Below are 21,743 nucleotides of genomic sequence, written 5' to 3'. Positions count from 1 at the left end.
GCGGCGTTCTTAATAGGATCACTTCTTCAGACGGTAGGTCTGGTGGCACGCACCACAATCGGCACCGAGGGTCTGCATGGCGGCGGTGACGCCTGCCTGATCGGCGGGAAGGCTGGCGAGGACCTTGTCCGCATCGGCACCGAGCTTGGCGGCCTTGGACTTGAAGTCATCGAAATTTTCCCAGATCGCGGGTGCCGCAGCACTGCCGGTCTCGCTGCCCGGGGGAAACTGGTCGGGGAAAGCCTTGGCGTTGGTGCTGATGGTCGTCACGGCAGCCTTTACGGCTTCGGCGTCATAAGGCTTCTGGCCCTTGGAGATGGCAGCAAGCGCCCCCATGGAGCCGCCGATCTGCTTCATCATGCCTTCACGTTTTTCGACTTCGCCGGCAGCGTAGACCGCTCCGGCGCAAAGACAGCCGAAAAGCATGGCCGCCGCGATGGTTTTCAGTTTCATACACTCTCTCCTTGATTCCGGCAGATGCCTAACGCGCGATAACGGCGCGAGGATGCCCTTTCCGCATGGCGAAAAGAAGTCACATTGCAGTGAATTTCCCCAAGAAAACAGAAGTCTAGGAGAGTGCTTCCCAAAGCGTAACCAGGGCTGCGGCAATCAGCATGAAACCGGCGGCGCGGCCGATGAAAATCGTCGCGGCAGGCGAGGAAACGAGCCATGCCCGGCTTTTATCCGCCGTCAGCGCCAGAGCGCCATAGACCGTGAACTGCGTGATGGCCACCATCGCGCCCATTACCAGCCCCTGCATCCAGATTGGACCATAGTCGGGTTTGAGGAATTGCGGATAGATCGCCATCATGAAGAGATAGGCTTTCGGATTGGAAAGGCAGGTGAGCACGGCCCGCCAGAACGCCTTTCTGACAGAGGCGCTCGCCTGCGCCTCATCGCCATTGACGGTGATAGCGCTGCGCATCAGGCCGATGCCGATCCAGACCATGTAAGCGGCGCCGGCGACCAGCAGCGGCAGGAAAAGCGACGGCATCCAGGCGGCGAGCATGCCGACGCCCAATGCACCGTAAAGTGAATGCACCATGCCGCCGGCGCTCATGCCACTTGCGGCGGAAAGCCCGGTTCTTTTGCCACCCGTCAACGCACTTGCCAGCACGAACAGCATATCCATTCCCGGCAGGATGATGATGCCGAACAGGACCAGAAAGAAAAGCCAGAGATTTTCGGCGTAACTCATGTCAGTATCTCCCAAAACAGTTTTCGACACATTCGGGAAAACTCATGTTTCTCAATGTGTTTTGCTGCTTATAGGAAAAGCCAACTGACAGCGTTGTGTCAGTTGCGTTGGGAAACCACCGGGAAAAACGGCAATGCGCAAGGCATCGAGACTGTTCGAGATCATCCAGATTCTGCGGGTGGCGCGCGGGCCGATCACCGCGCAGACCATTGCCGAGGCACTGGAGGTCACGGTGCGCTCGGTCTATCGCGATATTTCGGCCCTTCAGACCATGCGCGTGCCGATCGAAGGCGAACGCGGCGTCGGTTACATCCTGCGTCCCGGCTTCAACCTGCCGCCGCTGATGTTTTCCATCGAGGAGACGGAGGCGATCGTGCTTGCGCTCGCCATGGTCGCGCGCACGGGCGATACCGAATTGCGGCAGGCGGCCAAAAAGGTCAGCGACAAGATTGCGGCATCCCTGCCCGAACCCCTGTCGAAAACCCTGTCGGCCAATGCCCTGCACGCCTGGGGCAGCATCGCGCCCTCACCCGCCGGCGTCGATCTTGCCATGGTCAGGCGGGCGGTGCGCGACGAGGAGCGGTTGGACATAACCTATGGCGATGAAACCGGCGTGGAGACCCGGCGACAGATCCGGCCCATCGCCATGATCTATTATTCGGAGACGACCAATATCGTCGCCTGGTGCGAGCTCAGGCAAGCGATCCGCAATTTCCGCTCCGACCGCGTTCTGACCTGCAAGACAACCGGCAGCTTTTTCAAGATGGAAGGCGAAAGGTTGCGGCAATTGTGGATGAGCGGCTGGCAGAGCAATCAGCTGGGGACTTCGGAACGAACGACGAATCAAGCCGGCGCGTAAAAGCACCTGATTTAGCGCGTCTTTCAATCTTCGTTGTGTGTCGGTGCCCCCGTCTCAACCGCCATTCCTGTGACAGTAATGACGGTTGAGAGGGTGGTGCTGACTTCAAAGCAAGGCAGCGTTATGCCGCAAATGCTCCAGCACCCTATCGTCCTCGCGCCCGAAACCGCGGATGACGATTCGGTCGGCAAACACATCGGCAATGGCGAAGGTGTTCTGGTCGGGCGTATCCACCATGCCCTTGAAGTTGACGAAGTGAGTGTTGCCCAGCACCCCGTAATTGCCCTCATGATTATGGCCGCTGAACCATGCGACGACCGAAGGGTGTACATCCAGAAGATCAACGATGCGGGGCGCGTCCCACATATTATGGGCGTTGTTCGGATAGACCGGATAGTGGCAGAGAATGACCACTTGTTCACCCGCCGCATCCGCATTTTGCAGAACGGTCCGCAGCCATTCGAACTGTTCGTCGCTGAGCGACGCATTCCAGTCCTGCGCATTGATCGCACCCACCTCTTGCAGGTGCTTCAGACGCTCTTGCGCCAGCGTGCGGCGTGGATCGCCGGGCGGCGGGGCAAACAGGCTGACCTCGTTGCCGTCAAGCACCACGAAACGTATCTCACCGATGGTGAAATCGTGCCAGGGCGACGCCATGCCGAGGCGGGAATGGATGGCGGACAGGTGTTCGGCGGCAACGGCGAAATCGTGATTTCCCGGCAGCATCACCGAAGGGTGGCGAAGCTGCTCGTAGACGCCAAGGATCGCATCGAAATTTTCAAAACCGCGATCGATGATATCGCCCAGCGTTACCACGAAGGCCAGTTCCTCGCGATTGAAGGCGTCGATCGCTTCGCCAAGCTTTTTCGGGCTTTCGGCATAATACCTGCCCATGTCCGGGCGGGGTTCGGCATCGGCATATTGGGGATCGGCAACAATGCCGAATGAGAAGAGCGGTGTGGTTTTTTCAGTCATGATGCGCCGCGATAAACCGGGCGGATGACAGGCTTGTGACAAATGGAAGCGACACGCTGGATTGTCGATCTCAAAAGCAGAACACCCGGCCTTTGGGGGGCCGGGTGCTCAAAAAATTACAATCCGCAAAACTTACTTGGAAGCGGCTTCGTAACGCTCCAGGACGTAGTCCCAGTTGATGAGGTTGTCGACGAAGGCTTCGAGGTACTTCGGACGCAGGTTGCGGTAGTCGATGTAGTAGGAGTGTTCCCATACGTCGACGCCGAGGATCGGTTCTGCGCCATGAACCAGCGGGTTTTCGCCGTTCGGGGTCTTGGAGATTTCGAGCTTGCCGTTCTTGACGGAAACCCATGCCCAGCCGGAGCCGAACTGCGTGGTGCCGGCAGCGATGAAATCAGCCTTGAACTTGTCGTAACCGCCGAGATCGGAGGCGAATGCCTGTTCCAGCTTGCCCGGCAGCTTGTTGCCGCCGCCGTCCTTCTTCAGCCACTTCCAGAAATGGACGTGGTTGTAATGCTGGGCAGCATTGTTGAAGAGACCAGCATTGGTGCCAAAGGACTTCTTCACGACTTCCTCAAGCGAAAGGTCGGAAAGACCGGCTTCCGCCGCCAGCTTGTTGCCGTTGTCGACATATGCCTTGTGGTGCTTGTCGTGATGGAACTCGAGCGTCTCGCGCGACATGTATGGTGCAAGCGCGTCGTAGTCGTAGGGGAGTTCAGGAAGTTCGAAGGCCATGGTTTTTACTCCTTTTTGCAGCGGGTTACCGCTCCTAGAAACCGTGTGAGCGGACCATAGGAGCGAACCTCTGTTTGGGCAACCTGTGAAATATCAAAATGTTCCGACAAAAGAGAAAATTCCTCTCAAGCCAGCCGCCACCACATTTGTTTCACAACCTTGGCGTACTGTTTTCCACCCTATCGGTTCGCTTTTGATGAAATTGCAGGAAGGAAATTCCATGACCCGCTCCATGATCCATCGCGCGCTGCTTCTCGCCGCCTTCTCCTCGCTGGCGCTTCCGGCCGTCGCATCGTCTGACGATGCCTGGAAGGAATTCGTGGCGGATGTGCAGACGGCGTGCCTTGGCGCCGGCAAAGACATGATCGAGGACGCCAAGGTGGTGGTCGATCCGGTGGGCAGCGAGAATTATGGCCTCGCCGTCCTCACCGGCAAGGCCAAGGGCGCGGATGCGACGATCAGCCATATCTGCGTTTACGACAAGAAGACCAAGGCCGTCGAACTCGGCAGCGAGCTTGCCGGCGATACGCTGAAGGTTGAAATCCCTGGTTCCACCAAGCCCTGAGGTTTCAGAAACGGGGCGTGGTGTCGCCATCGCCCAGCGCGCGCTGCATCAGCACCGTGTCCAGCCACTGGCCGTGTTTCCAGCCGATGGACTTGAATGTGCCGACATGCTCGAAACCGGCGGCGCGGTGCACACCGATGGACGCGGCGTTGGCGCTATCGCCGATGACCGCAATCATCTGCCGGAAGCCGCGCGAAGTCGCATCCTCGATCAGCGCATCGAGCAGCTTGCGGCCAATTCCCATGCCCTTCTTGGCCGGATCGATATAAACGGAATTCTCCACAACAGCACCATAGGCCGGGCGCGGACGATAGGCGCCGGCATAGGCATATCCGGCTACCTTTCCGTCGATTTCGGCGACGAGATAGGAGTAGTTGCCTTCCACCAGCAGTCGGCGGCGCTCAAGCATCATATCCACGCTTGGCGGATCGATCTCGAAGCTGGCGCGGCCATGCAGCACGGCATCCCGGTAGATTTCGGTAATGGCTGGAATATCCGCCTCCTTGCAGGGGCGGATGGTAAGGCTGGAAATTGTGGGAAGGGTCATTCTCGTGTCCTGTGGTCATTCACGGCATTATTGTGCATTGCGGCTCAGTCAAAATAAAGATTATCTATCTTATACAAACGATAAGGTTTTCTTTGATGATGGACCTCGATCTGCGGCAGGTGCGCAGCTTCATGGATGTCGCCGATCTCGGCAGCTTTTCCGCCGCAGCCGATAAGGCGGGGCTGACGCAGCCGGCCATCAGCCTGCACATCCGGCTGCTGGAAAAGCAGCTCGGTGTGCGGCTGATCGAACGGGTCGGCAGGCGCGCGCAGCCGACGGCGGCGGGCCGGGACTTTCTCATCCACGCAAGACGGATTGCGGAAGAAGTGGCGCATGCCATCGATACCGTAGCCCCTCATCGCAGCGGCTTGACGGGACGCCTGCGCATCGGCACGGGCGCCACCGCCTGCATCTATCTTCTGCCGCCAGTGCTGGGCAAAATCCGCCAGGTGATGCCGGGGATAGACATCGTCGTGCAGACCGGCAATACCCACGATATACTGAGGCTTCTCGAAGCCAATACGATCGATGCGGCGGTGGTGGCCCTGCCGGCCAGCGGCCGCAGCCTCGATATCAGCGACATCCATCTCGATGAACTGGTCGCGGTTTTCCCGCTTGGAACCATCAGCGACGCAACAATCCTGAATGCCGAGACGCTTTCGACACAGCCATTGCTGCTTTACGAGGGCGGCAATACGCGCAAGCTCGTGGATCAATGGTTTTCGGCAAGCGGCCGCACCGTTCAACCCGCCATGGAACTGGGCAGCGTCGAGGCCATCAAGAAACTGGCGGGTGCGGGCCTTGGCCTTGCCATCGTGCCACGCATGGCGATGGAGCATGAAGGTGCTGCATCGGGGCTTGAATGGCGCTCGCTCGAGCCGCCGCTCGAACGGCGGATCGCCCTTGCCCTCAGACGCGACAAGCACATGACCGCGCCACTAAGGGCGCTCGCTGCTGCATTGCCAAACCTGCAGAAACGATGAAGCCCGCGTCGGTTTCGGACGCGGGCTTCGATCTGTTGATGCTTGCGACTTTTTTATATCGTCATGCCGGACTGGATCCGGCATCCAGCCACGGCGCGTCTGCGCCGTGAGAAGAGTCGTACGGGATCAGAGACTTGACCGCGCTGGACCCCGAAGCCAAAGGCAATCTCGTCCTCAGAACTCGGTCCAGTCATCACCCTTCACGGCCAGCGCGGCATTGCCACGCGAAGCAGTGACCGGGCGGGATCTGGACGGCTGGGAGACGGGTGCACGTGCGGGGCTTGCCTCTCGCATGTGCCTTGCCGTCTCGCGCAATGCGGAGGTCTGCTGGCCGAGCTGGAACTGCGCCAACAAAGCCTGGAGATTGGCACATTCCTGCGCAAGACCCGCACCGGCCGCATTCATTTCCTCAACCATCGCGGCGTTCTGCTGCGTAGCCTGATCCATGTGGTTGACGGCGGTGTTGACCTCGGAGAGACCGGCGGACTGTTCCTGCGCCGCGGTGGCGATGGCGTCCATATGGGTGTTGACGGACAGTACGAGCTGCTCGATCTCGGAAAGCCCGACGCCAGTATCGGCGACAAGCTTCACGCCTTCACCCACCGCAACGGCTGACGTGTTGATGAGCTGCTTGATTTCCTTGGCGGCCTTGGCGGAACGCTGGGCCAGTTCGCGCACTTCCTGTGCAACGACTGCAAAACCCTTGCCCGCATCGCCCGCCCGCGCCGCCTCGACGCCCGCATTCAGCGCCAGAAGGTTGGTCTGGAAGGCGATTTCGTCAATAACACCGATGATCTGGCCGATCTGGCGCGAGGAATGCTCGATGCGTTCCATGGCGGAAACGGCATCGCGCACCACCTTGCCGGAAAGATCGGCCTTTGCCCTTGCCTCACGCACCGTGTCACGCGCATCGCCTGCCCGCTTGGAGGTGGCCGAAACATTGGCGGTGATCTCTTCCAGCGCGGCAGCGGTCTCTTCCAGAGAGGCAGCCTGCTGCTCCGTGCGGCGTGAAAGATCGTCGGATGCCGACGAAACCTCGTGAGCGCCGCCATTTACCGTCTGCACGGACTGGCCGACACTTGTCAGCGCTTCGCGCAGTTGAACGACGGAGCTGTTGAAATCGTGCCGCAGCGCCTCGAATTGCGGTGCGAACGGCGTGGCGATCTCGCAGACCATGTCGCCGGAAGCGAGACGACGAAGACCGCCCGCCAGCGAACCCGTGGCCTGATTGAGCCGTTCTTCGGCCTCGGCCTCGGCGCGCTGCTGCAACTCGATACGGTCCCGCTCGGCCCGCTCGCGGTTGACCAGGGCTTCGGATTCCAGCTGCCTGTTGCGGATTGCCGCCTCGCGGAAGATTTCCACCGCGCGGGCCATCTCGCCGATCTCGTCGCCGCGTTTTGCGCCGGCGACATCGATCGAAAGATTGCCGCCCGAAAGCTCCATCATCGCGTTGGTCAGGCGGCTGATCGGCCGGGTGACGCGGCCGACGATGACGGCAAGCGAGAGGATACAGAGCGCCAGCGTCGCGATGAAGACGACGAGATAGATCATCGCATCGATGAAGGCGTCCTGTTTGGCCTGTGCGGCATTTGCGTCCAGAACATCCATGGCGGCAGAAGCGATTTTCGCAATCGTGCCGAGGTTTTCGGTGACGGTGGTGCGCCAGCTGTCCATGGTGAAGGCAGGCGTGCGACCATTCATGAGATCGTCGATGAGCTTGGCGCGCTGCGTGCTGAAATCGCCCTTGAAGTAAGTCTTGTCCGCCGTGGCGTAGATATCCTTGAGCGATTGTGGCGTCGATTCATGCGTAACCAGATCGCCGGTCGCTTTCCAGGCGAAAGCCGCACCCGCATCGAATGCGCCGAGCTGCTGCATCTCCTGCGCCGTCAGTGGACGGTTCTGGGCAACGGCAGCGTTGAGAATGACGGTGGCGCTGCCGCCAAGGGCACGGGCAGACCAGCCGTAAGACCGCAACTGGATCAAACCGGTCTGACCCTGATCGAGAGAGCGAACGGTGCCTTCAAGCGCCGTCGAGCCCGCCTCGAGCGAGGCGAGGAAATCGCCGCCGAGCGCCATGACCGTCTTGTCGAGACCGCCTTCGCGCCGGTCAAGCGGCAGCGAAACGTTGGCGTCAACCTTCTTTCGCAATTCGACGAACTGCGCGTAGACATCTTTCACGCGCTTCAGCGGTGCCTGAAGCTGCGTGTCTTCAAGCGACGAAGACTGCGTGAGGAATGCCGTCATGGCAGCATCCACCTTCTGGCGTGCGGCCTGCACGCTGGCGACGCTGCCCGTCGATTTCGACGGATCGAGCGTCAGTGCCGTGGCGCTGTCGCCGCGTTCACTGCGGAAATTCAAAAGAGCGTTGAAAAGAAGCTTGTCGAGCGAGACGAGTTGCGCAACCTCTGAAAAGGTGCCGGCGCGATTGGCCGACCGCCACAACTCGTTTCCGACCAAACCGGCCAGCGCGAGGCTGATGGTAAGAAAAAATCCTACAAGTACATTACGAATGCTGAAAGACATCTGGCGGCCCTCGTTAGCCGGAAGGGAAGATGCTGCAAACTACGTGTGGTTTGTCTAAAATTGGATTAAATTCCCCTCAGTTTTCGCGGGAAAATACTGCACTGCAAAAAACAAAAGGCCACGGCAAACGGAACGCCTGCCGTGGCCCTGATCGAAATACGTGTCAGCTTTGCCCACCAGACAGAAAATCACATTCGATTTTCGTCCGTAACGATGCGCAGATCAAAGAGAGTCAGAGCGTCCGGCGGGACTCACGGCGCTCTAGACGTCTGCGCCGAGACGTGCCCAATCCATGTAAAGATCGAGCGCCTTGCGGGCGACCGGGCCTGCCTGCAATGCGCGGTCATCCAGTTTCACAACAGGGGAAACCTTKGAATAATTGCCCGAGCAGAAGATTTCATCGGCCCCGCGGAAATCCTCGACCGACAGGGTCGCTTCGCGCACTTCGAAACCGGCCTGGCGCAGAAGGCCCATCACCCGCGAACGGGTGATGCCGGCAAGGAAGGTGCGGTTCGGAACCGGGGTGAAGACGACGCCGTCCTTGACCATGAAGACGTTGGACGATGCCGATTCAGCGACATTGCCGTTCATGTCGCACATCAGGGCGTTGTCGAAACCGCGTGCACGGGCTTCCAGAATGGCGCGGCCGCTATTGGGGTAAAGGCTACCGGCCTTGGCATCCGTCATCGCGGTTTCCGGTGAAGGACGGCGCAGCGGCGAGACGGTGAGTGTCAGCGATGCGCCGGCATTCATCGGCGCTTCGAAAAGGCACAGCGCAAAACGGGTGGAATTGGCATCGGGCGCGACGACGCTGCCCGGCGAACCGTGTTCTGCCCAATACATCGGCTTGATGTAGATTTCGGTCTTGCCGTCGAATTTATTGACGCCTTCCAGCGCCAATGCCTCGATCTCTTCCGCCGTCATGGTCGGCTTCATGCCCATGTTAATGGCCGAGCGGTTGACGCGCTGGCAATGCAGATCGAGATCGGGAGCCACGCCATCGAACCAGCGCGCGCCGTCAAACACCGTGGAGGCCAGCCACATGGCATGCGAAGTCGGGCCGATGAGCGGCGGATTGCCGGGCAGCCATTGACCATCAACATAGGTCCAGGTGGTTGATCGGGGTGCGGTATCGACGGTCATGACTGTCTCCTGTCTTGAGCATCTCCGCCTTTCTGCAAAAAGCGAAAGAGCTCCATCTTTTTCGTCCTGCCACATTGCCGCACGCAAAACCGCTTCGCACTTTTGCTGGCAATGCTCTGAAATCGGCGGGAGTGAATGCCTCTGACCGGGTGAGGTCAAGTTTTAATTGCCGCCATGTCTTATTTTGACGGAAAATAACAAATGCATGCCCTGACAAAGACGTTTTGTGAGGCGAAACAAAAGGTTGATGAATAGATCCATCACAATAATTCATGCATTGGATGATGGCGGGGGGATTTCGCCCATGCGATGCTGGCAGTCTGACGGCGCTTGCAACGCCCCTTACCATTCTTGTTCGCCGATCCGAATGCAACACGTCAGCAGGAGAAAATCATGGCATGGTCCGCCCAGCAATATCTGAAATTTGAAGACGAGCGGACACGCCCGGCAAGGGATCTTCTGGCGCAGGTGCCGCTGGAGCGCGTGCTGAACGGTTACGATCTGGGCTGCGGCCCGGGCAATTCCACCGAGCTTTTGACCGATCGTTACGGCGTCAACGTCATCACCGGCATCGACAGCGACGACGACATGCTGGAAAAGGCGGCGGACCGGCTGCCCAACACCCGTTTCGGCAAGGCCGATCTCGGCAACTGGCGGCCCAGCCAGAAGGCGGACCTGCTTTATGCCAATGCAGTGTTCCAATGGGTGCCGGATCATCTTGCCGTTCTTTCGCAGCTGATGGACCAGCTGGAAAGCGGCGGCGTGCTTGCCGTGCAGATGCCTGACAATCTGCAGGAGCCGACACATCGCGCCATGGAGGAAACGGGAGCAGACGGCCCCTGGAAGGACAAGTTTGCGGATGGCAGATTACGCCGCAAACCCCTGCCCGCGCCATCAGCCTATTTCGATGCGCTGACACCGAAATCCGCGCGGGTGGATGTGTGGCACACCATCTACAACCACCCCATGAAGGATGCGGAAAGCATTGTGGAATGGGTGAAGGGCACGGGTCTGCGCCCCTATCTTGCCGCCGCCGGCGAGGAACACCGCGAGGCCTTCCTCAACGACTATACCAGGCGCATCGCAGCCGCCTATCCGCCCATGGCGGACGGCCGGCTGCTGTTGCGTTTTCCGCGCCTGTTCGTGGTGGCGGTGAAGAAGTAGCGTAGTTTTCGCCTCCCCTCATTCCTGTGCCTGTCACAGGGATGAGGAGAGCTTAGAGTACGACATGGCTACGACACTATTTAGCCAATCGGCCTCAACGCATTATCTCTAACCCGCGAAGGCGTAGACCCTCAGACGATGGCCGTCGGGGTCGGCCGCAGTGAATGTGTAGCCGAAGTCCATCGTGCCGGGCTGCTGCAAAATGGCGATGCCCTTTGTCTTCCAGTCGGCGAAGGCTTCATCCACCTGCGCATCACTTCCGACGCGGAAGGCAAGCTCGCCGCCACCGCCCGTTAACGATGCCTTCGGCTCCACCGTATGCCTCGACCAGAGGCCGAGCTTCATGCCGTTTTGAAGCACGAAAAGGGAGAATGTCGGAGAGGCTTCGACCGGCTCTGCGCCGAGCAGGGCTTTATAAAATTCCGTGCTGGCCGGCGGGTTGTCGACGTAGAGAATGGTGAAATCGGGGTGGGTCATGGCTGTTCTCCTTGAGTTGCGGATGAACAGGTTCTAGACCCCCGTGCTGTCAGTTTTTGTCAGCATGATTTTGTTGCCGTCGCTGTTTTTCCCGCTCGCGCCACTCCTTCAGCAGGGACTGGCGGCGGCGGGGATAACGCTTGTCCAGAGGGTTGAAGCTCTCGATGCGGTCGGCCCGGAAACTGCGGAAATCCTGCCGCGTCTCGCACCATGCCAGCACCACTCGCACCAGATCGAAAAAAGCGAGCGCGAAGGGCCAGATCACCCGCTCCGTCAATTCTCCCTTTTCGTCGCGATAGGTCATCACGACCTTGCTCTCCTTGCGAATAATATCGCGAATGGCGGCGAGATCGACGTGGATGGTGGCCATGGCCTGCCCGGGGCCGACAAGCAGGGTGGAATTATCGAGCTCCTCACGCAGGGCATCGGGCAAAACGGCGGCGATCTTGACGAGTGCGGCGCGGGCGGCCTGCGCCAACCCCTCATCGGCACGGCCCGCGACCCATCGCGACCCGAGCACAAGCGCCTCGATCTCCTGCTGCGAAAACATCAGCGGCGGCAGCAAAAAACCGGGACGCAGCACATAACCCACACCCGCCTCGCCCTCGATGTCAGCACCCTGCGCCTGAAGCGTTGCTATATCGCGGTAAAGCGTGCGCAGGCTGACGCCGGTTTGCGCGGCCAGCGCCGTACCGCTGACCGGCATGCGGTGGGCGCGCAGGATCTGCAACAGATCAAGAAGCCGTTGTGAGCGCGACACGCGTGGTTCCTCCACATTCCGATCATGCCATCTACGACGTTTCACCATCGACTGGTAGCCTCGCGCACAGCGCCTCGCAATGGCGAGACGCTTGAAACCAATGGCGCGGACACCAGTTAATGAAAGACCGCTTCCCCATCCGGCAGTCCTTGCCGGCCATGTTTGCAATAGACAGGAGAGACATGCATGTATGACGTCAACGCGAATGGCGCGAACATTCCCGCCCTCGGTTTCGGCACCTTCCGCATTCCGGAAGAGGATATCAGGCGCATTTTGCCGGAGGCGCTGAAACTCGGTTTCCGCCATGTCGATACGGCCCAGATCTACAAGAATGAAGGTGCGGTTGGCGAAGTGATCGCAAAGTCCGGCATTTCCCGGCACGATATTTTCCTGACCACCAAGGTCTGGGTGGACCGCTACCGCCACGCTGATTTTCTCGCCTCCGTCGATGAAAGCCTGCAAAAGCTGAAGACGGATTATGTCGATCTACTGCTGCTGCACTGGCCGAAAAGCGATGTGCCGCTGGCGGAAAGGATCGGCGCGCTGAACGACGTGCGCAAGGCCGGAAAGGTGCGCAATATCGGCATTTCCAACTTCAACGTGGCGCTGACGGAAGAGGCGGTCAAACTCTCCGACACGCCGCTTACCACCAACCAGATCGAATACCACCCCTATCTGGACCAGACGAAGGTGATTGCGGCCGCGCGCAAACACGGGCTTTCGGTCACTGCCTATTATCTGATGGCGGATGGCAAGGTGCCTGATGATTCGGTTCTGAAGGATATTGGTGCAAGGCATGGCAAGACGGCCGCACAGGTGGCGCTGCGCTGGGCGGTGCAGCAGCCGGATGTCGTGGCGCTTTCCAAGACCGCAACCGAAAGCCGCCTCAAGGAGAATTTCGACATTTTCGATTTTGCGCTCTCGGAAGAGGAAATGCAGGCGATCCACGCGCTTGCCAAACCTGATGGCCGCATCGTCAACCCCGGTCACCTCGCACCCGACTGGGACGATTGACTGCGTTGAACCCGGTCCGGTCTCACCGCTGCGTCAACGCCAGTTTCGCCCCGAGCGCCACAAACGCGGCGGCGAAACTGCGTCTCAGCCAGGTGAGCACGGCCGGGCGCGCCGCAACCTGCCGCCTGACCGAGGCGGCAAAACAGCCGTAAAGCGCAAAGACCAGAAACGTCATGGCCATGAAGATCAGCCCGAGATCGACCATGCGCCACGTCGGAGAAACCTCCTCCGGCGCGATGAATTGCGGCAGGAAAGCAAAAAAGAAGATCGACAGTTTCGGGTTCAGGAGATTGATGAGGATAGCCTCACCGATGACCCGCCCTGCCTTGCGGTGCTCCTGCTTGTCGTCGATCTTCAGCGCCCCATCTTCCCGAAGCGTGTTCCACGCCATGTAGAGCAGGTAGGCGACACCCAGATATTTGATCACGCCGAAGGCAAGGGCGCTCGCGTGCAGAATGGCCGCAAGTCCGGTGATGGCGGCCAGCAGATGCGGCACGATGCCGAGCGTGCAGCCGAAAGCCGCGACGACGCTCGCCTTCGACCCTTGGGACAGGCCGGCGGCCAGCGTGTAAACCACACCTGTTCCGGGCGAAGCGGCGATGATCAGGGATGTGATGAGGAATTCGGGCGTCATGGTTTCTGCAAGTCCTGTTGAATGGAGGACAGGAGCGTGACTGTGTCCGACGCGGGGGTCTTGGATGAAATTGCAGCGTTGACGCTTGGAGGCTCGCGTCCGTAGCCCTATTACCCCAACCTGCCCTACGAAACCGCTGCCCTATACGCCGCAGGCGTCACCCCGAACTGCCGCACGAAAAACCTGTTCAAATGGCTCTGGTCGGAGAAACCGGCGAAAAACGCCACATCGGCGGGTGGAGCACCCTTGGCCAGCGCGCCCCGTGCCAGATGCAGGCGTCGCTGCAAAAGGTAGCTGTGTGGCGTCAGCCCCGTGGCCCTGGCAAAAGAGCGCAGGAAGCGAAACTGACTGATGCCGGCCTCCTGGGCCAGATCGGCAAGACGGAACGGCCGGGCAGGATCGTCATCGATCCTGCTTTTCGCCCGTCTTATGCTATCGGGCGCTGCCGTCTCGCGTGGTGTTGCCACTGTTTCCATTGCACCCACGAGCAGCATAAGGAGGGTCTCGTCGCAGCGAAGGGTGTCACCCGGGCGATCAGTTGCCGTCACGGCTGAAAAAAGCGCGCGGAACCGGTCCGCCAGAGGCCTTGTATCGACGGGATAGGCGAATTCGAAAAAGCCGTGATCCTTTTCGATGATATCGGCAATGGCGGCCTGCACGATATCGATGTCGAGATAGATCATCCGCCAGGCGCGCCCGCCCTCTCCCAGCGGAATGCCGTCATGAACCTCACCCGGATTGACGGTGATGACATGGCCGGCTTCAGCCTCCACCATGCCGCGCCCGCTCAGCGATTTCTGCGCGCCGCGCTCCACAAGGCCGATGCCGAACTGGTCGTGCATGTGACGTGGAAAAGAGCGGTCGCTATCCGCAACCACGGCAGCAATACCGGGCATGGCGGTTTTCGGCATCAGGAATTGACGGCTGCCCATGAAAAGCTGGCGCTCCCTTTAAAGAGCGCCACGCTATCACAGGCGATGCCTCCGAGACAGGGCCGGGCCTTTACGGATGCATGCCGTTGACCATCGAAAACACCTGATCGAAATTGCCGTTCTGCGCGGCGAAACGCAGCGGCTTGCAGCGTTCCACAACCACTTCCTTCTCATCCGGGCGACCGCCGAGAATGTCCATCACTTCCGAAATGAAGGCCTCGAGCGGCATGGCTCTTTCGTCGCTTGCCTGGCCTTCCCCCATCAGCGTCGTCTGCACATAGGGCGGCACGATTTCGATAACCTCAACCGAGGTTTCTTTCAGCTGTTCGCGAAGTGCGACCGAGTAGGCATGGATGGCCGATTTGGTGGCGCTGTAGGTTGGGGTGACCACCATGGGCACGAAGGCCAAGCCGGAGGATACGGTCAGCACTGTCGCTTCAGGCTGCTTGAGGAAATGCGGCAGCAACGCCGCCGTCAGGCGAATGGGCGCCAGAAGGTTGGTGGCGATGGTTTCCTCCGCCGTATCCAGATAGTCCGGGGCCGAGGAGATGTCCTCCGGCCGCATGATGCCGGCATTGTTGATGACGGCGTTGAGCGTCGGATGTGTCTTGATGAGATTGTCGGCGAAAGAGCGGATGCCTTCGGCGTCGGTCGCGTCCATGACCATCGCGGCCATGCCGGGATTGGCGGCCGTTACCTCATCCAGCACATTCTGGCGGCGGCCGGAAATGACGACCTTGTTGCCCAGCCGGTGAAACGCTTCCGCCAGCGCCCGGCCGATGCCGGAGCCGCCACCGGTGATGAGAATGGTGTTGCCTGTCGTTTTCATCGAAAAATCCTTTGCCTGTTGGATGACGGGAAATTAGCGGCTATACTCTCCATTCGTAAGTAGGCACCCAAAAGAATTATACTTATCCAAAGGAGAGTGTGAGATGAAACGGTATGCCGCCGATCCCATGATCGAGAACAGGCGCAAGTCTCCGCCGCCCACGGAAACCGATCCGGTTATCGAGGCGCTGGTTGAGGATATCATCGCGAAAGTGGCGGACAAATGGACGATGCTGATCCTTGAGGTGCTGGAAGAGCATGGCACGCTTCGCTTTACGCAGATCGGCAGGCTGGTCGGCACCATCAGCCAGAAGATGCTGACGAAAACGCTGAGGCAGATGGAAAGCGACGGACTGGTGCGCCGCACCGTGCACCCCGTCATTCCACCGCATGTGGATTATGGCCTCACGTCTCTCGGGGAGACCCTTGGCAGCGCCTTTTGCGGCGTGTGGATATGGGCGGAAACCCACCATGCGGAAATAGAAGAGGCGCGGCGCAGGTTCAATGAACAGCCGCCGCGCCCCGCTATCGAATAAAATGTCGCCTTACGCGAACTGGCTGAGGCCCGGAACCGAAGCGATCACCTGATCGACAGTCTCATCGCCCGCGTGCTGGCGAGCAACGGCGATGGTTTCCTTGGCGAGCGTGGTGATTTCGCTCATGCCGATGCCCTGGCTCATCAGCTGCTGGCCGAGACCCATGATGCCGCCGCCGCCGATCGCGCTCATCAATCCGCCCAGCAGACCGCCGCCACCAGCGCCCTCGCCATTATACTGTGCCACGAGATCGCTGGCACCCGGAATGGCTTCGATCATGCGGGCGATCGGACCATCTGCCGCCTCGCGCTGGAGAAAACCCAGAATCATGCCAACAGCCTTTTCGGCCAGCGCAGGGTCTATGCCCGCCTTTGCGGCGATCTGGTCAACGACTTCGTTCATTCTTGCCTCCTGTTGAAAAACGACGCCAACACCGAATAACTGACGTTAACGTCAACGTAAAACAATCTCATGCCGCATTCAAGCGGGCGGCGGGCGGGTGCGACAACTTTCATGAAGCGGTTTTTCTTCATCGCCATCAAGCAGTTGTTGCGCCTTGAAACTGTCCTTATAAGATCATCACAACCATACTATGAAAAGGCCGCTTTGGCAGTAGCGGCCAGAGGGTGCCGTAAAAGTTCAATTCGGACATGACCATCTTCAAATCGATCGCGATTTAAGGGGCATGCATCAGTCGCAGGAGAAAATGGTCGATGTTGCAGGACGGACAGATCTATATCGGGACCAGCCGCAATCCGGACGACAGCCTGAACAAGGGTGAATATCTGGAGCTGAAATTCGGCAACCGCCACGGCCTGATCACCGGCGCAACGGGCACGGGCAAGACCGTGACCCTGCAGGTTCTTGCCGAAGGTTTCTCGCAAGCCGGCGTTCCCGTTTTCTGCGCCGATATCAAGGGCGACCTTTCCGGCATCGCCGCGCAGGGCGAAGCCAAGGACTGGGTGCTGAAACGTGCCGAACAGATCGGTTTCACGGATTTTTCCTATGGCAAATCGCCGGTGATCTTCTGGGATCTCTACGGTGAAAAAGGCCATCGCGTGCGCGCCACCATTGCCGAAATGGGCCCGCTGCTGCTGGCGCGACTGATGGATGCTTCGGAAGCCCAGGAAGGCGTGCTCAACATCGCCTTCAAGATCGCCGATCAGGGCGGGTTGCCGCTGCTCGATCTCAAAGACCTGCAATCGCTGCTGAACTACATGGGCGAGAATGCTAGTGCGCTGTCCAGCCAGTTCGGCCTGATTTCCAAGACCTCTGTCGGTTCGCTGCAACGCGGGCTGCTGGTTCTCGAACAGCAGGGTGCCGCAAACTTCTTCGGCGAGCCGGCGCTGAATATTGCCGACATCATGCGCGTCGGCACGGACGGGCGTGGCACGGTTTCGGTTCTCGCCGCCGACAAGCTGATGATGAACCCGCGCCTTTATGCCACCTTCCTGTTGTGGATGCTCTCGGAGCTCTTCGAGGAACTGCCGGAAGTGGGCGACCCGGAAAAGCCGCGTCTAGTGTTCTTTTTCGATGAGGCACATCTGCTGTTTAACGATGCGCCAAGGGTGCTCGTCGAGCGCGTGGAGCAGGTGGTGCGGCTTATCCGCTCCAAGGGTGTGGGCGTCTACTTCGTGACGCAGAACCCGCTGGACGTGCCGGAAACCGTTCTTGCCCAGCTGGGCAACCGCGTGCAGCATGCGCTTCGCGCCTATACGCCGCGCGAGCAGAAAGCTGTGCGCACCGCAGCCGATACGTTCCGCCAGAACCCCGCCTTCAACACAGCCGACATCATCACCACGCTCGGTACGGGCGAGGCTCTGATTTCGACCCTGCATGACAAGGGCGCGCCCTCCATCGTCGAGCGCACCCTTGTGCGGCCGCCCTCGGGCCGCGTCGGGCCGCTCACCGATGCCGAGCGCAAATTGCTGATGGATACCGGCCCGCTTGCCGGTCAATACGACAGGGATGTGGACCGGGAATCGGCCTTTGAAATCCTCAACGCACGCGCCCAGAAGGCTGCGGAAGCCGAAGCCGCCAAGCGCGCGGAAGAGGAAAATGCCTCCAGCCAGTCCGACAGTGCCTCGGGACGCTGGCGCCTGCCCGGTTTCGGCGACGAGGAACCCACAAAGGCCTCCACCACCGGCGCCCGCAAGACGAGCGGTTATCAGCGCGAAACCGTGATCGAGGCGGCAATGAAAAGTGCCGCCCGCTCGGTTGCCACATCCGTGGGCCGCGCCATCGTGCGCGGAATACTGGGAAGCCTGAAGCGTTAAAACAGATAATCCGCCCGGCCTCGATCAGCCGGGCGGATTTTTTCCTGTTAGCGTGACGGTTCACGGCTCGCGATAGAAAATCATGCCGCCGTGGTAGAGCACATCGTCGATGAACTCGCCATCGGCGGTAAAGCCGGTGTCATCCCAATAGTCGATATGGTTGCCCCTCACCTCATAACGCCCCTGATAGGCGCTTTTGCGTTGGCCGCGCGCCTCATCATAGCGGCCATCAGGCAAAAGTTCCTGACGGATATGGCCGTCGCCGGTGACCCACATGCCGATATAGGTGTGGCTTTCGGTCTGGGCCATCTTGTCCATATTCCCTTTCACGGCACGATCCTCCTGATGGTGGCCGGTATCGGCGGCGGCCGTTGCGAGTACAAGGGCAAGCGATGTCGAAACAATCTTCATTGTCCCGATCCTCCCTATGCGGCGGTCGGGCGGACGACGATTTCATTGACGTCCACGTCGTCGGGTTGTTCGATGGCATAGCGGACTGCGCGGCCAATGGCGTCCGGCTTCAATGCTATGGCCCGGTAGCTTTGCATCAGCTCCGCAGCGGCCGGATCGGTGATGGTGTGGGCGAGTTCGCTTTCCACCACGCCGGGGTGAATGCAGGTAACCCGCAGGTCGCGGTTTTCCTGTCGCAGCCCGTCCGAAATCGCCCGCACCGCAAATTTCGTCGCGCAATAAACGGCAGCCGTGGGCGAAACGGCCAGTGCGCCGATGGAAGCGATGTTGACGATGTGGCCGGATGCGCGGGCGGTCATCTCAGGCAGAACGGCGGCGACGCCATAAAGCACGCCCTTGATGTTGACGTCGATCATGCGGTCCCATTCATCGACCTTGAGGGACGACATCAACGATAGCGGCATGATGCCGGCATTGTTGACGATGACGTCGATCCGTCCGAACGCCTTGCGTCCCGCCTCGGCAAAATCCTCGGCACTCTGCCTTTCCGTGACATTAAGGGGATGGACGACAACCTCAGCGCCCGTTTGGCGCAGTTCGTCGGCCAAAGCCTGCAAACGGTCCATGCGGCGCGCACCCAGAACCAGTTTCGCGCCTGCAGCGGCAAGTTCTCTGGCGATACCCTCACCTATCCCGCTCGACGCACCTGTTATGAGAATAACTTTGTTCAATGTCATGGCTTTCTCCTTGGCTTTACGGCCCGCTTTTTCGAGAGGAGGCCGTTGCAGGAAAGATAAAGCTTTGCCATTGTCGTGATAATTACCTCAATGATAACCTCCATGGATAGATTTGCTAACCAATGAATGTTGATCTCAACGCGCTTTCCACCTTCTGCATGGTTGCCGAGGAACGCAATTTTCGGGCTACGGCGGACAGGCTCGGCGTGACACGGTCAGCCGTCAGCCAGACCATCCGCAGGCTTGAAGAAACGATGGGGATAGCGCTCGTTCAGCGCACAACGCGCAGCGTCAGCCTGACGGAAGCGGGGCAACAGCTTTACGCCGATGTTTCGCCATCCATCGGCAACCTCATGCAAGCGACACAGGCCGCCTCTTCCCTGAGTGGAATGCCTCGGGGGCAATTGCGGCTTGCCGTTTCCTCGATAGCGGAGCGCTTCTTGTCCGGGCCATTGCTGGCGCGCTTTGCTGAAATCCATCCGGAAGTGCAACTCGATATTGTCGTGACGGACGAGGAATTCGATATCGTCGCCGAACACTACGATGCCGGCGTGCGGCTGGGGGAGCTGATCGCGCAGGATATGATTGCCGTTCCGGTTTCCGGGCCGCAGCGGCAGCTCGCCGTCTGTTCCCCGCAATATCGAGATCGCGTCACCTTACCGACGCAGCCGCGCGAACTGATCCATCACAGATGTATCGGCTGGCGGCCTCGTCCGGACGTTGCGCCATATCGGTGGGAATTTGCCGAAAATGGCCGGGAATTCGCGGTCGCGGTGCAGCCGGACTTCACCACCAACGACATGCAGTTGATGATAAAGCTGGCCTGTGCCGGCGTCGGCATCACATTCGGCATGGAAGAGACCTTCCGTCCCTACCTGGAGAGCGGCCAGCTTGTTTCCATGCTGGAGGACCATTCTCCGACTTTTGCGGGATTTTATCTCTATTATCCCAATCGACGTCATCTTGCGCCGAAGCTCCGCGCCTTTATCGATCACGTTCGGCTACTGAGAAACCGGTAATCTGCCGGAGTAGCCTCCGGCAGATCGGTATATCAGCCCAAGAAGGGTTACTTCTTCTGCGACAGCAGCGAGAAGAAAGCGCCCTGCGGGTCCTGGCAATTGACGATCCAGCTCTCGCCGGGAACCTCCATCGGGCCGTTGACGACCTTGCCGCCACCGGTGCTGACCCGGGTGATGGCGTCATCGATGCCGTCGACGTTGAAATAATAACCCCAATAACAGGTGGGCGCACCCGCCATGCATTTCATCATGCCGCCGACGACCTTGCCGTTATGGGCGAAGATGCGATACGGGCCCATTTCTGCGCCCATGTCAAAATCATGGTCCTTGGTCCAGCCAAAGACCTCACCGTAAAAGGCTATGGCGTCGTCGACATTGTTGGTGGCAAGTTCGTACCAGCCGACGTGACCCGGCAGGTTCTGCGTCTCCTGCGGAAAACCGCCGGTTTCCATCGGCAGCGGCGTCATGATGCACAGAACCGCACCGGAAGGATCAGCCACCACGGCGAAACGGCCGATCTCCGGGATATCCTGCGGCGGACGCCTGACCGAACCGCCCTTTTCCGCGAAAAGTTTTGCCGTAGCGTCCACATCGTCAACGCCGACATAACCGGTCCAGTTGGGAGGAATGCCCTGGCCCTTGTGTTCTTCGGTCAGTTCCATGATGCCGCCCATGCCTTTGCCATCGGCTTCCAGCACCAGATAGGGCATTTCCGGTGAACCGAAATCCTTGGTCTGCCAGCCGGCGACATGACCATAGAAGCGGGCACCCTGCTCCATGTCAGGCGTCATCAGTTCAACCCATATGAATTTTCCGTGTGTATCGGACATTGAATCTCTCCGGGGTTATGGCGTCATTTTTCTGGCGATCGGCCGCCGCAGGACGCGGCAGCGCATTATTCGGCGTGATCGGGCAAATTCCGGCGGGGCGTCATGCCTTGCGCTGGAACTCCGATGTCATGAAGGTCTTGAAACTGCCATCCGGCTGCCGGACGCTGCCGGAAAAGCTACGGTTATTGTCGTCGTGCAGCACCAGCACGTCGCGATAGGTATCGATGCGGCCGGAACCGTCAAAGGCCGGTCCTTCCGCTTCGAGTGTCAGGGTCTTGCCGTCGTCTTCCAGCCAGCCCTTGTAGACCCAGAGATTGGTCATCATCGACCCCACCCAGGTCCCGACGAAATGGCCCTTGGCAGGGTCGAAACCCACGGTGATGACAGCCGTCATCTCCGTCCCGTCAGGCATCTTTCCGGTGCCGTGCCCGATGATCCACAGCCCGCCGATGGAGCTGACGGTTTCGGTGAACCGCTGGGCGGGATCATCGGGATCGTATCCCTCATGCCCGGAACTGGCGGTCATGACCCAGTCGCCGACGATCCTGCCCAGGAACGCGTGTTCATTCTGCGGCTTGGCATTTTCCATTGTCGTCT

General features: G+C 59.7%; 25 protein-coding genes. 8 read left to right on the top strand and 17 right to left on the bottom strand.

Features of this window, described 5'->3' with window-relative positions; genetic code table 11:
* Nucleotides 1-18 precede the first annotated feature (18 nt).
* The gene (locus AC1DCP_RS03740) at nucleotides 19-453 is read right to left on the bottom strand and encodes a c-type cytochrome (RefSeq protein ID WP_025592760.1); all 435 of its coding nucleotides are present in this window, start codon (nucleotides 451-453) and stop codon (nucleotides 19-21) included.
* A gap of 115 nt (nucleotides 454-568) precedes the next feature.
* Nucleotides 569-1,198, bottom strand: a complete 630-nt coding sequence (locus tag AC1DCP_RS03735) for a LysE family translocator (protein WP_065661251.1) — start codon at nucleotides 1,196-1,198, stop codon at nucleotides 569-571.
* 133 nt (nucleotides 1,199-1,331) lie between these two features.
* Here AC1DCP_RS03735 and AC1DCP_RS03730 point away from each other — a divergent pair, with 133 nt between their 5' ends.
* On the top strand, nucleotides 1,332-2,057 hold the full coding sequence (locus AC1DCP_RS03730; protein ID WP_065688100.1) for a helix-turn-helix transcriptional regulator: 726 nt from the start codon (nucleotides 1,332-1,334) through the stop codon (nucleotides 2,055-2,057).
* Between the two features lie 105 nt (nucleotides 2,058-2,162).
* Here the strand turns inward: AC1DCP_RS03730 and AC1DCP_RS03725 are convergent, their stop codons facing one another.
* On the bottom strand, nucleotides 2,163-3,032 hold the full coding sequence (locus AC1DCP_RS03725) for a metallophosphoesterase (RefSeq protein ID WP_065688099.1): 870 nt from the start codon (nucleotides 3,030-3,032) through the stop codon (nucleotides 2,163-2,165).
* A gap of 132 nt (nucleotides 3,033-3,164) precedes the next feature.
* Entirely contained in the window at nucleotides 3,165-3,767 is a 603-nt protein-coding gene (locus AC1DCP_RS03720; protein ID WP_003511955.1) for a superoxide dismutase, read from the bottom strand.
* A 220-nt stretch (nucleotides 3,768-3,987) separates the two neighbouring features.
* Here AC1DCP_RS03720 and AC1DCP_RS03715 point away from each other — a divergent pair, with 220 nt between their 5' ends.
* Nucleotides 3,988-4,332: a hypothetical protein gene (locus AC1DCP_RS03715; RefSeq protein WP_205756756.1), complete on the top strand. Its 345-nt coding sequence runs from the start codon at nucleotides 3,988-3,990 to the stop codon at nucleotides 4,330-4,332.
* A 4-nt stretch (nucleotides 4,333-4,336) separates the two neighbouring features.
* Here AC1DCP_RS03715 and AC1DCP_RS03710 read toward each other — a convergent pair whose 3' ends face one another.
* A complete protein-coding gene (locus AC1DCP_RS03710) occupies nucleotides 4,337-4,879 on the bottom strand; it encodes a GNAT family N-acetyltransferase (protein WP_038490243.1) in 543 nt (180 codons plus the stop codon).
* A 95-nt stretch (nucleotides 4,880-4,974) separates the two neighbouring features.
* Here AC1DCP_RS03710 and AC1DCP_RS03705 point away from each other — a divergent pair, with 95 nt between their 5' ends.
* Nucleotides 4,975-5,862, top strand: a complete 888-nt coding sequence (locus AC1DCP_RS03705; RefSeq protein WP_065688098.1) for a LysR family transcriptional regulator — start codon at nucleotides 4,975-4,977, stop codon at nucleotides 5,860-5,862.
* 174 nt (nucleotides 5,863-6,036) lie between these two features.
* Here AC1DCP_RS03705 and AC1DCP_RS03700 read toward each other — a convergent pair whose 3' ends face one another.
* Both AC1DCP_RS03700 and AC1DCP_RS03695 read right to left on the bottom strand, forming a co-directional pair.
* Nucleotides 6,037-8,385, bottom strand: a complete 2,349-nt coding sequence (locus tag AC1DCP_RS03700) for a methyl-accepting chemotaxis protein (RefSeq protein ID WP_013635673.1) — start codon at nucleotides 8,383-8,385, stop codon at nucleotides 6,037-6,039.
* Nucleotides 8,386-8,646: 261 nt separating this feature from the next.
* Nucleotides 8,647-9,528: a branched-chain amino acid aminotransferase gene (locus tag AC1DCP_RS03695; protein ID WP_065688097.1), complete on the bottom strand. Its 882-nt coding sequence runs from the start codon at nucleotides 9,526-9,528 to the stop codon at nucleotides 8,647-8,649.
* A gap of 393 nt (nucleotides 9,529-9,921) precedes the next feature.
* Between AC1DCP_RS03695 and tam the strand changes: the two genes are divergently transcribed.
* Nucleotides 9,922-10,692, top strand: coding sequence for a trans-aconitate 2-methyltransferase (tam, locus tag AC1DCP_RS03690; RefSeq protein ID WP_003511945.1), 771 nt, complete (start codon nucleotides 9,922-9,924; stop codon nucleotides 10,690-10,692).
* A gap of 108 nt (nucleotides 10,693-10,800) precedes the next feature.
* Here the strand turns inward: tam and AC1DCP_RS03685 are convergent, their stop codons facing one another.
* Together AC1DCP_RS03685 and AC1DCP_RS03680 are read right to left on the bottom strand one after the other, a co-directional pair.
* Nucleotides 10,801-11,169 carry a VOC family protein gene (locus AC1DCP_RS03685; protein ID WP_003511943.1) on the bottom strand — a complete coding sequence of 123 codons (369 nt, stop codon included), beginning with the start codon at nucleotides 11,167-11,169 and terminating at the stop codon, nucleotides 10,801-10,803.
* A 49-nt stretch (nucleotides 11,170-11,218) separates the two neighbouring features.
* Complete coding sequence (locus AC1DCP_RS03680; RefSeq protein ID WP_019564133.1) at nucleotides 11,219-11,929, bottom strand: helix-turn-helix transcriptional regulator; 711 nt, start codon at nucleotides 11,927-11,929, stop codon at nucleotides 11,219-11,221.
* A gap of 186 nt (nucleotides 11,930-12,115) precedes the next feature.
* Between AC1DCP_RS03680 and AC1DCP_RS03675 the strand changes: the two genes are divergently transcribed.
* Nucleotides 12,116-12,943 (top strand): aldo/keto reductase, encoded by an 828-nt coding sequence (locus AC1DCP_RS03675; protein WP_065688096.1) that lies wholly within the window; start codon nucleotides 12,116-12,118, stop codon nucleotides 12,941-12,943.
* Between the two features lie 22 nt (nucleotides 12,944-12,965).
* On the opposite strand, the gene AC1DCP_RS03670 is transcribed toward AC1DCP_RS03675, so the two are convergent.
* From AC1DCP_RS03670 to AC1DCP_RS03660, 3 genes are all read right to left on the bottom strand, one after another.
* Nucleotides 12,966-13,577 carry a LysE family translocator gene (locus AC1DCP_RS03670; protein ID WP_112152812.1) on the bottom strand — a complete coding sequence of 204 codons (612 nt, stop codon included), beginning with the start codon at nucleotides 13,575-13,577 and terminating at the stop codon, nucleotides 12,966-12,968.
* 125 nt (nucleotides 13,578-13,702) lie between these two features.
* Nucleotides 13,703-14,509: an AraC family transcriptional regulator gene (locus AC1DCP_RS03665; protein WP_065688095.1), complete on the bottom strand. Its 807-nt coding sequence runs from the start codon at nucleotides 14,507-14,509 to the stop codon at nucleotides 13,703-13,705.
* Nucleotides 14,510-14,579: 70 nt separating this feature from the next.
* The gene (locus tag AC1DCP_RS03660) at nucleotides 14,580-15,338 is read right to left on the bottom strand and encodes an SDR family oxidoreductase (protein ID WP_038490216.1); all 759 of its coding nucleotides are present in this window, start codon (nucleotides 15,336-15,338) and stop codon (nucleotides 14,580-14,582) included.
* Nucleotides 15,339-15,441: 103 nt separating this feature from the next.
* Here AC1DCP_RS03660 and AC1DCP_RS03655 point away from each other — a divergent pair, with 103 nt between their 5' ends.
* Nucleotides 15,442-15,873 (top strand): winged helix-turn-helix transcriptional regulator, encoded by a 432-nt coding sequence (locus AC1DCP_RS03655; RefSeq protein ID WP_013635666.1) that lies wholly within the window; start codon nucleotides 15,442-15,444, stop codon nucleotides 15,871-15,873.
* A 9-nt stretch (nucleotides 15,874-15,882) separates the two neighbouring features.
* On the opposite strand, the gene AC1DCP_RS03650 is transcribed toward AC1DCP_RS03655, so the two are convergent.
* Nucleotides 15,883-16,275 (bottom strand): hypothetical protein, encoded by a 393-nt coding sequence (locus AC1DCP_RS03650; RefSeq protein ID WP_003511926.1) that lies wholly within the window; start codon nucleotides 16,273-16,275, stop codon nucleotides 15,883-15,885.
* A 311-nt stretch (nucleotides 16,276-16,586) separates the two neighbouring features.
* On the opposite strand from AC1DCP_RS03650, the gene AC1DCP_RS03645 reads away from it, so the two are divergent.
* Entirely contained in the window at nucleotides 16,587-18,149 is a 1,563-nt protein-coding gene (locus tag AC1DCP_RS03645) for a helicase HerA-like C-terminal domain-containing protein (RefSeq protein WP_065688094.1), read from the top strand.
* 60 nt (nucleotides 18,150-18,209) lie between these two features.
* Here the strand turns inward: AC1DCP_RS03645 and AC1DCP_RS03640 are convergent, their stop codons facing one another.
* Together AC1DCP_RS03640 and AC1DCP_RS03635 are read right to left on the bottom strand one after the other, a co-directional pair.
* On the bottom strand, nucleotides 18,210-18,560 hold the full coding sequence (locus AC1DCP_RS03640; RefSeq protein WP_065688093.1) for an Atu4866 domain-containing protein: 351 nt from the start codon (nucleotides 18,558-18,560) through the stop codon (nucleotides 18,210-18,212).
* Between the two features lie 14 nt (nucleotides 18,561-18,574).
* On the bottom strand, nucleotides 18,575-19,297 hold the full coding sequence (locus AC1DCP_RS03635; RefSeq protein ID WP_065688092.1) for an SDR family oxidoreductase: 723 nt from the start codon (nucleotides 19,295-19,297) through the stop codon (nucleotides 18,575-18,577).
* Between the two features lie 122 nt (nucleotides 19,298-19,419).
* On the opposite strand from AC1DCP_RS03635, the gene AC1DCP_RS03630 reads away from it, so the two are divergent.
* A complete protein-coding gene (locus AC1DCP_RS03630) occupies nucleotides 19,420-20,316 on the top strand; it encodes a LysR family transcriptional regulator (RefSeq protein ID WP_065688091.1) in 897 nt (298 codons plus the stop codon).
* 47 nt (nucleotides 20,317-20,363) lie between these two features.
* Here the strand turns inward: AC1DCP_RS03630 and AC1DCP_RS03625 are convergent, their stop codons facing one another.
* Together AC1DCP_RS03625 and AC1DCP_RS03620 are read right to left on the bottom strand one after the other, a co-directional pair.
* Entirely contained in the window at nucleotides 20,364-21,146 is a 783-nt protein-coding gene (locus AC1DCP_RS03625; RefSeq protein ID WP_025592729.1) for a VOC family protein, read from the bottom strand.
* A 100-nt stretch (nucleotides 21,147-21,246) separates the two neighbouring features.
* The gene (locus AC1DCP_RS03620) at nucleotides 21,247-21,735 is read right to left on the bottom strand and encodes a DUF1579 domain-containing protein (protein WP_065688090.1); all 489 of its coding nucleotides are present in this window, start codon (nucleotides 21,733-21,735) and stop codon (nucleotides 21,247-21,249) included.
* Nucleotides 21,736-21,743: the final 8 nt, after the last annotated feature.

The sequence above is a fragment of the Agrobacterium sp. 10T429 genome, from assembly GCF_056393925.1.
Note: the sequence above shows the minus strand (reverse complement) of the source record. Positions and strands in the feature narration are given on the sequence as shown.

Bases quoted from the DNA above. Each gene is read 5' to 3' on its own strand.
- AC1DCP_RS03650 (WP_003511926.1), bottom strand. From the start codon at position 16,275: ATGAACGAAGTCGTTGACCAGATCGCCGCAAAGGCGGGCATAGACCCT.
- AC1DCP_RS03725 (WP_065688099.1), bottom strand. From the start codon at position 3,032: ATGACTGAAAAAACCACACCGCTCTTCTCATTCGGCATTGTTGCCGAT.
- AC1DCP_RS03740 (WP_025592760.1), bottom strand. From the start codon at position 453: ATGAAACTGAAAACCATCGCGGCGGCCATGCTTTTCGGCTGTCTTTGC.
- AC1DCP_RS03710 (WP_038490243.1), bottom strand. From the start codon at position 4,879: ATGACCCTTCCCACAATTTCCAGCCTTACCATCCGCCCCTGCAAGGAG.
- AC1DCP_RS03630 (WP_065688091.1), top strand. From the start codon at position 19,420: ATGAATGTTGATCTCAACGCGCTTTCCACCTTCTGCATGGTTGCCGAG.
- AC1DCP_RS03670 (WP_112152812.1), bottom strand. From the start codon at position 13,577: ATGACGCCCGAATTCCTCATCACATCCCTGATCATCGCCGCTTCGCCC.
- AC1DCP_RS03675 (WP_065688096.1), top strand. From the start codon at position 12,116: ATGTATGACGTCAACGCGAATGGCGCGAACATTCCCGCCCTCGGTTTC.
- AC1DCP_RS03635 (WP_065688092.1), bottom strand. From the start codon at position 19,297: ATGACATTGAACAAAGTTATTCTCATAACAGGTGCGTCGAGCGGGATA.
- AC1DCP_RS03700 (WP_013635673.1), bottom strand. From the start codon at position 8,385: ATGTCTTTCAGCATTCGTAATGTACTTGTAGGATTTTTTCTTACCATC.
- AC1DCP_RS03640 (WP_065688093.1), bottom strand. From the start codon at position 18,560: ATGAAGATTGTTTCGACATCGCTTGCCCTTGTACTCGCAACGGCCGCC.
- AC1DCP_RS03715 (WP_205756756.1), top strand. From the start codon at position 3,988: ATGACCCGCTCCATGATCCATCGCGCGCTGCTTCTCGCCGCCTTCTCC.
- AC1DCP_RS03625 (WP_025592729.1), bottom strand. From the start codon at position 21,146: ATGTCCGATACACACGGAAAATTCATATGGGTTGAACTGATGACGCCT.
- AC1DCP_RS03735 (WP_065661251.1), bottom strand. From the start codon at position 1,198: ATGAGTTACGCCGAAAATCTCTGGCTTTTCTTTCTGGTCCTGTTCGGC.
- AC1DCP_RS03645 (WP_065688094.1), top strand. From the start codon at position 16,587: ATGTTGCAGGACGGACAGATCTATATCGGGACCAGCCGCAATCCGGAC.
- AC1DCP_RS03620 (WP_065688090.1), bottom strand. From the start codon at position 21,735: ATGGAAAATGCCAAGCCGCAGAATGAACACGCGTTCCTGGGCAGGATC.
- AC1DCP_RS03655 (WP_013635666.1), top strand. From the start codon at position 15,442: ATGAAACGGTATGCCGCCGATCCCATGATCGAGAACAGGCGCAAGTCT.
- tam (WP_003511945.1), top strand. From the start codon at position 9,922: ATGGCATGGTCCGCCCAGCAATATCTGAAATTTGAAGACGAGCGGACA.
- AC1DCP_RS03730 (WP_065688100.1), top strand. From the start codon at position 1,332: ATGCGCAAGGCATCGAGACTGTTCGAGATCATCCAGATTCTGCGGGTG.
- AC1DCP_RS03660 (WP_038490216.1), bottom strand. From the start codon at position 15,338: ATGAAAACGACAGGCAACACCATTCTCATCACCGGTGGCGGCTCCGGC.
- AC1DCP_RS03705 (WP_065688098.1), top strand. From the start codon at position 4,975: ATGATGGACCTCGATCTGCGGCAGGTGCGCAGCTTCATGGATGTCGCC.
- AC1DCP_RS03685 (WP_003511943.1), bottom strand. From the start codon at position 11,169: ATGACCCACCCCGATTTCACCATTCTCTACGTCGACAACCCGCCGGCC.
- AC1DCP_RS03720 (WP_003511955.1), bottom strand. From the start codon at position 3,767: ATGGCCTTCGAACTTCCTGAACTCCCCTACGACTACGACGCGCTTGCA.
- AC1DCP_RS03665 (WP_065688095.1), bottom strand. From the start codon at position 14,509: ATGGGCAGCCGTCAATTCCTGATGCCGAAAACCGCCATGCCCGGTATT.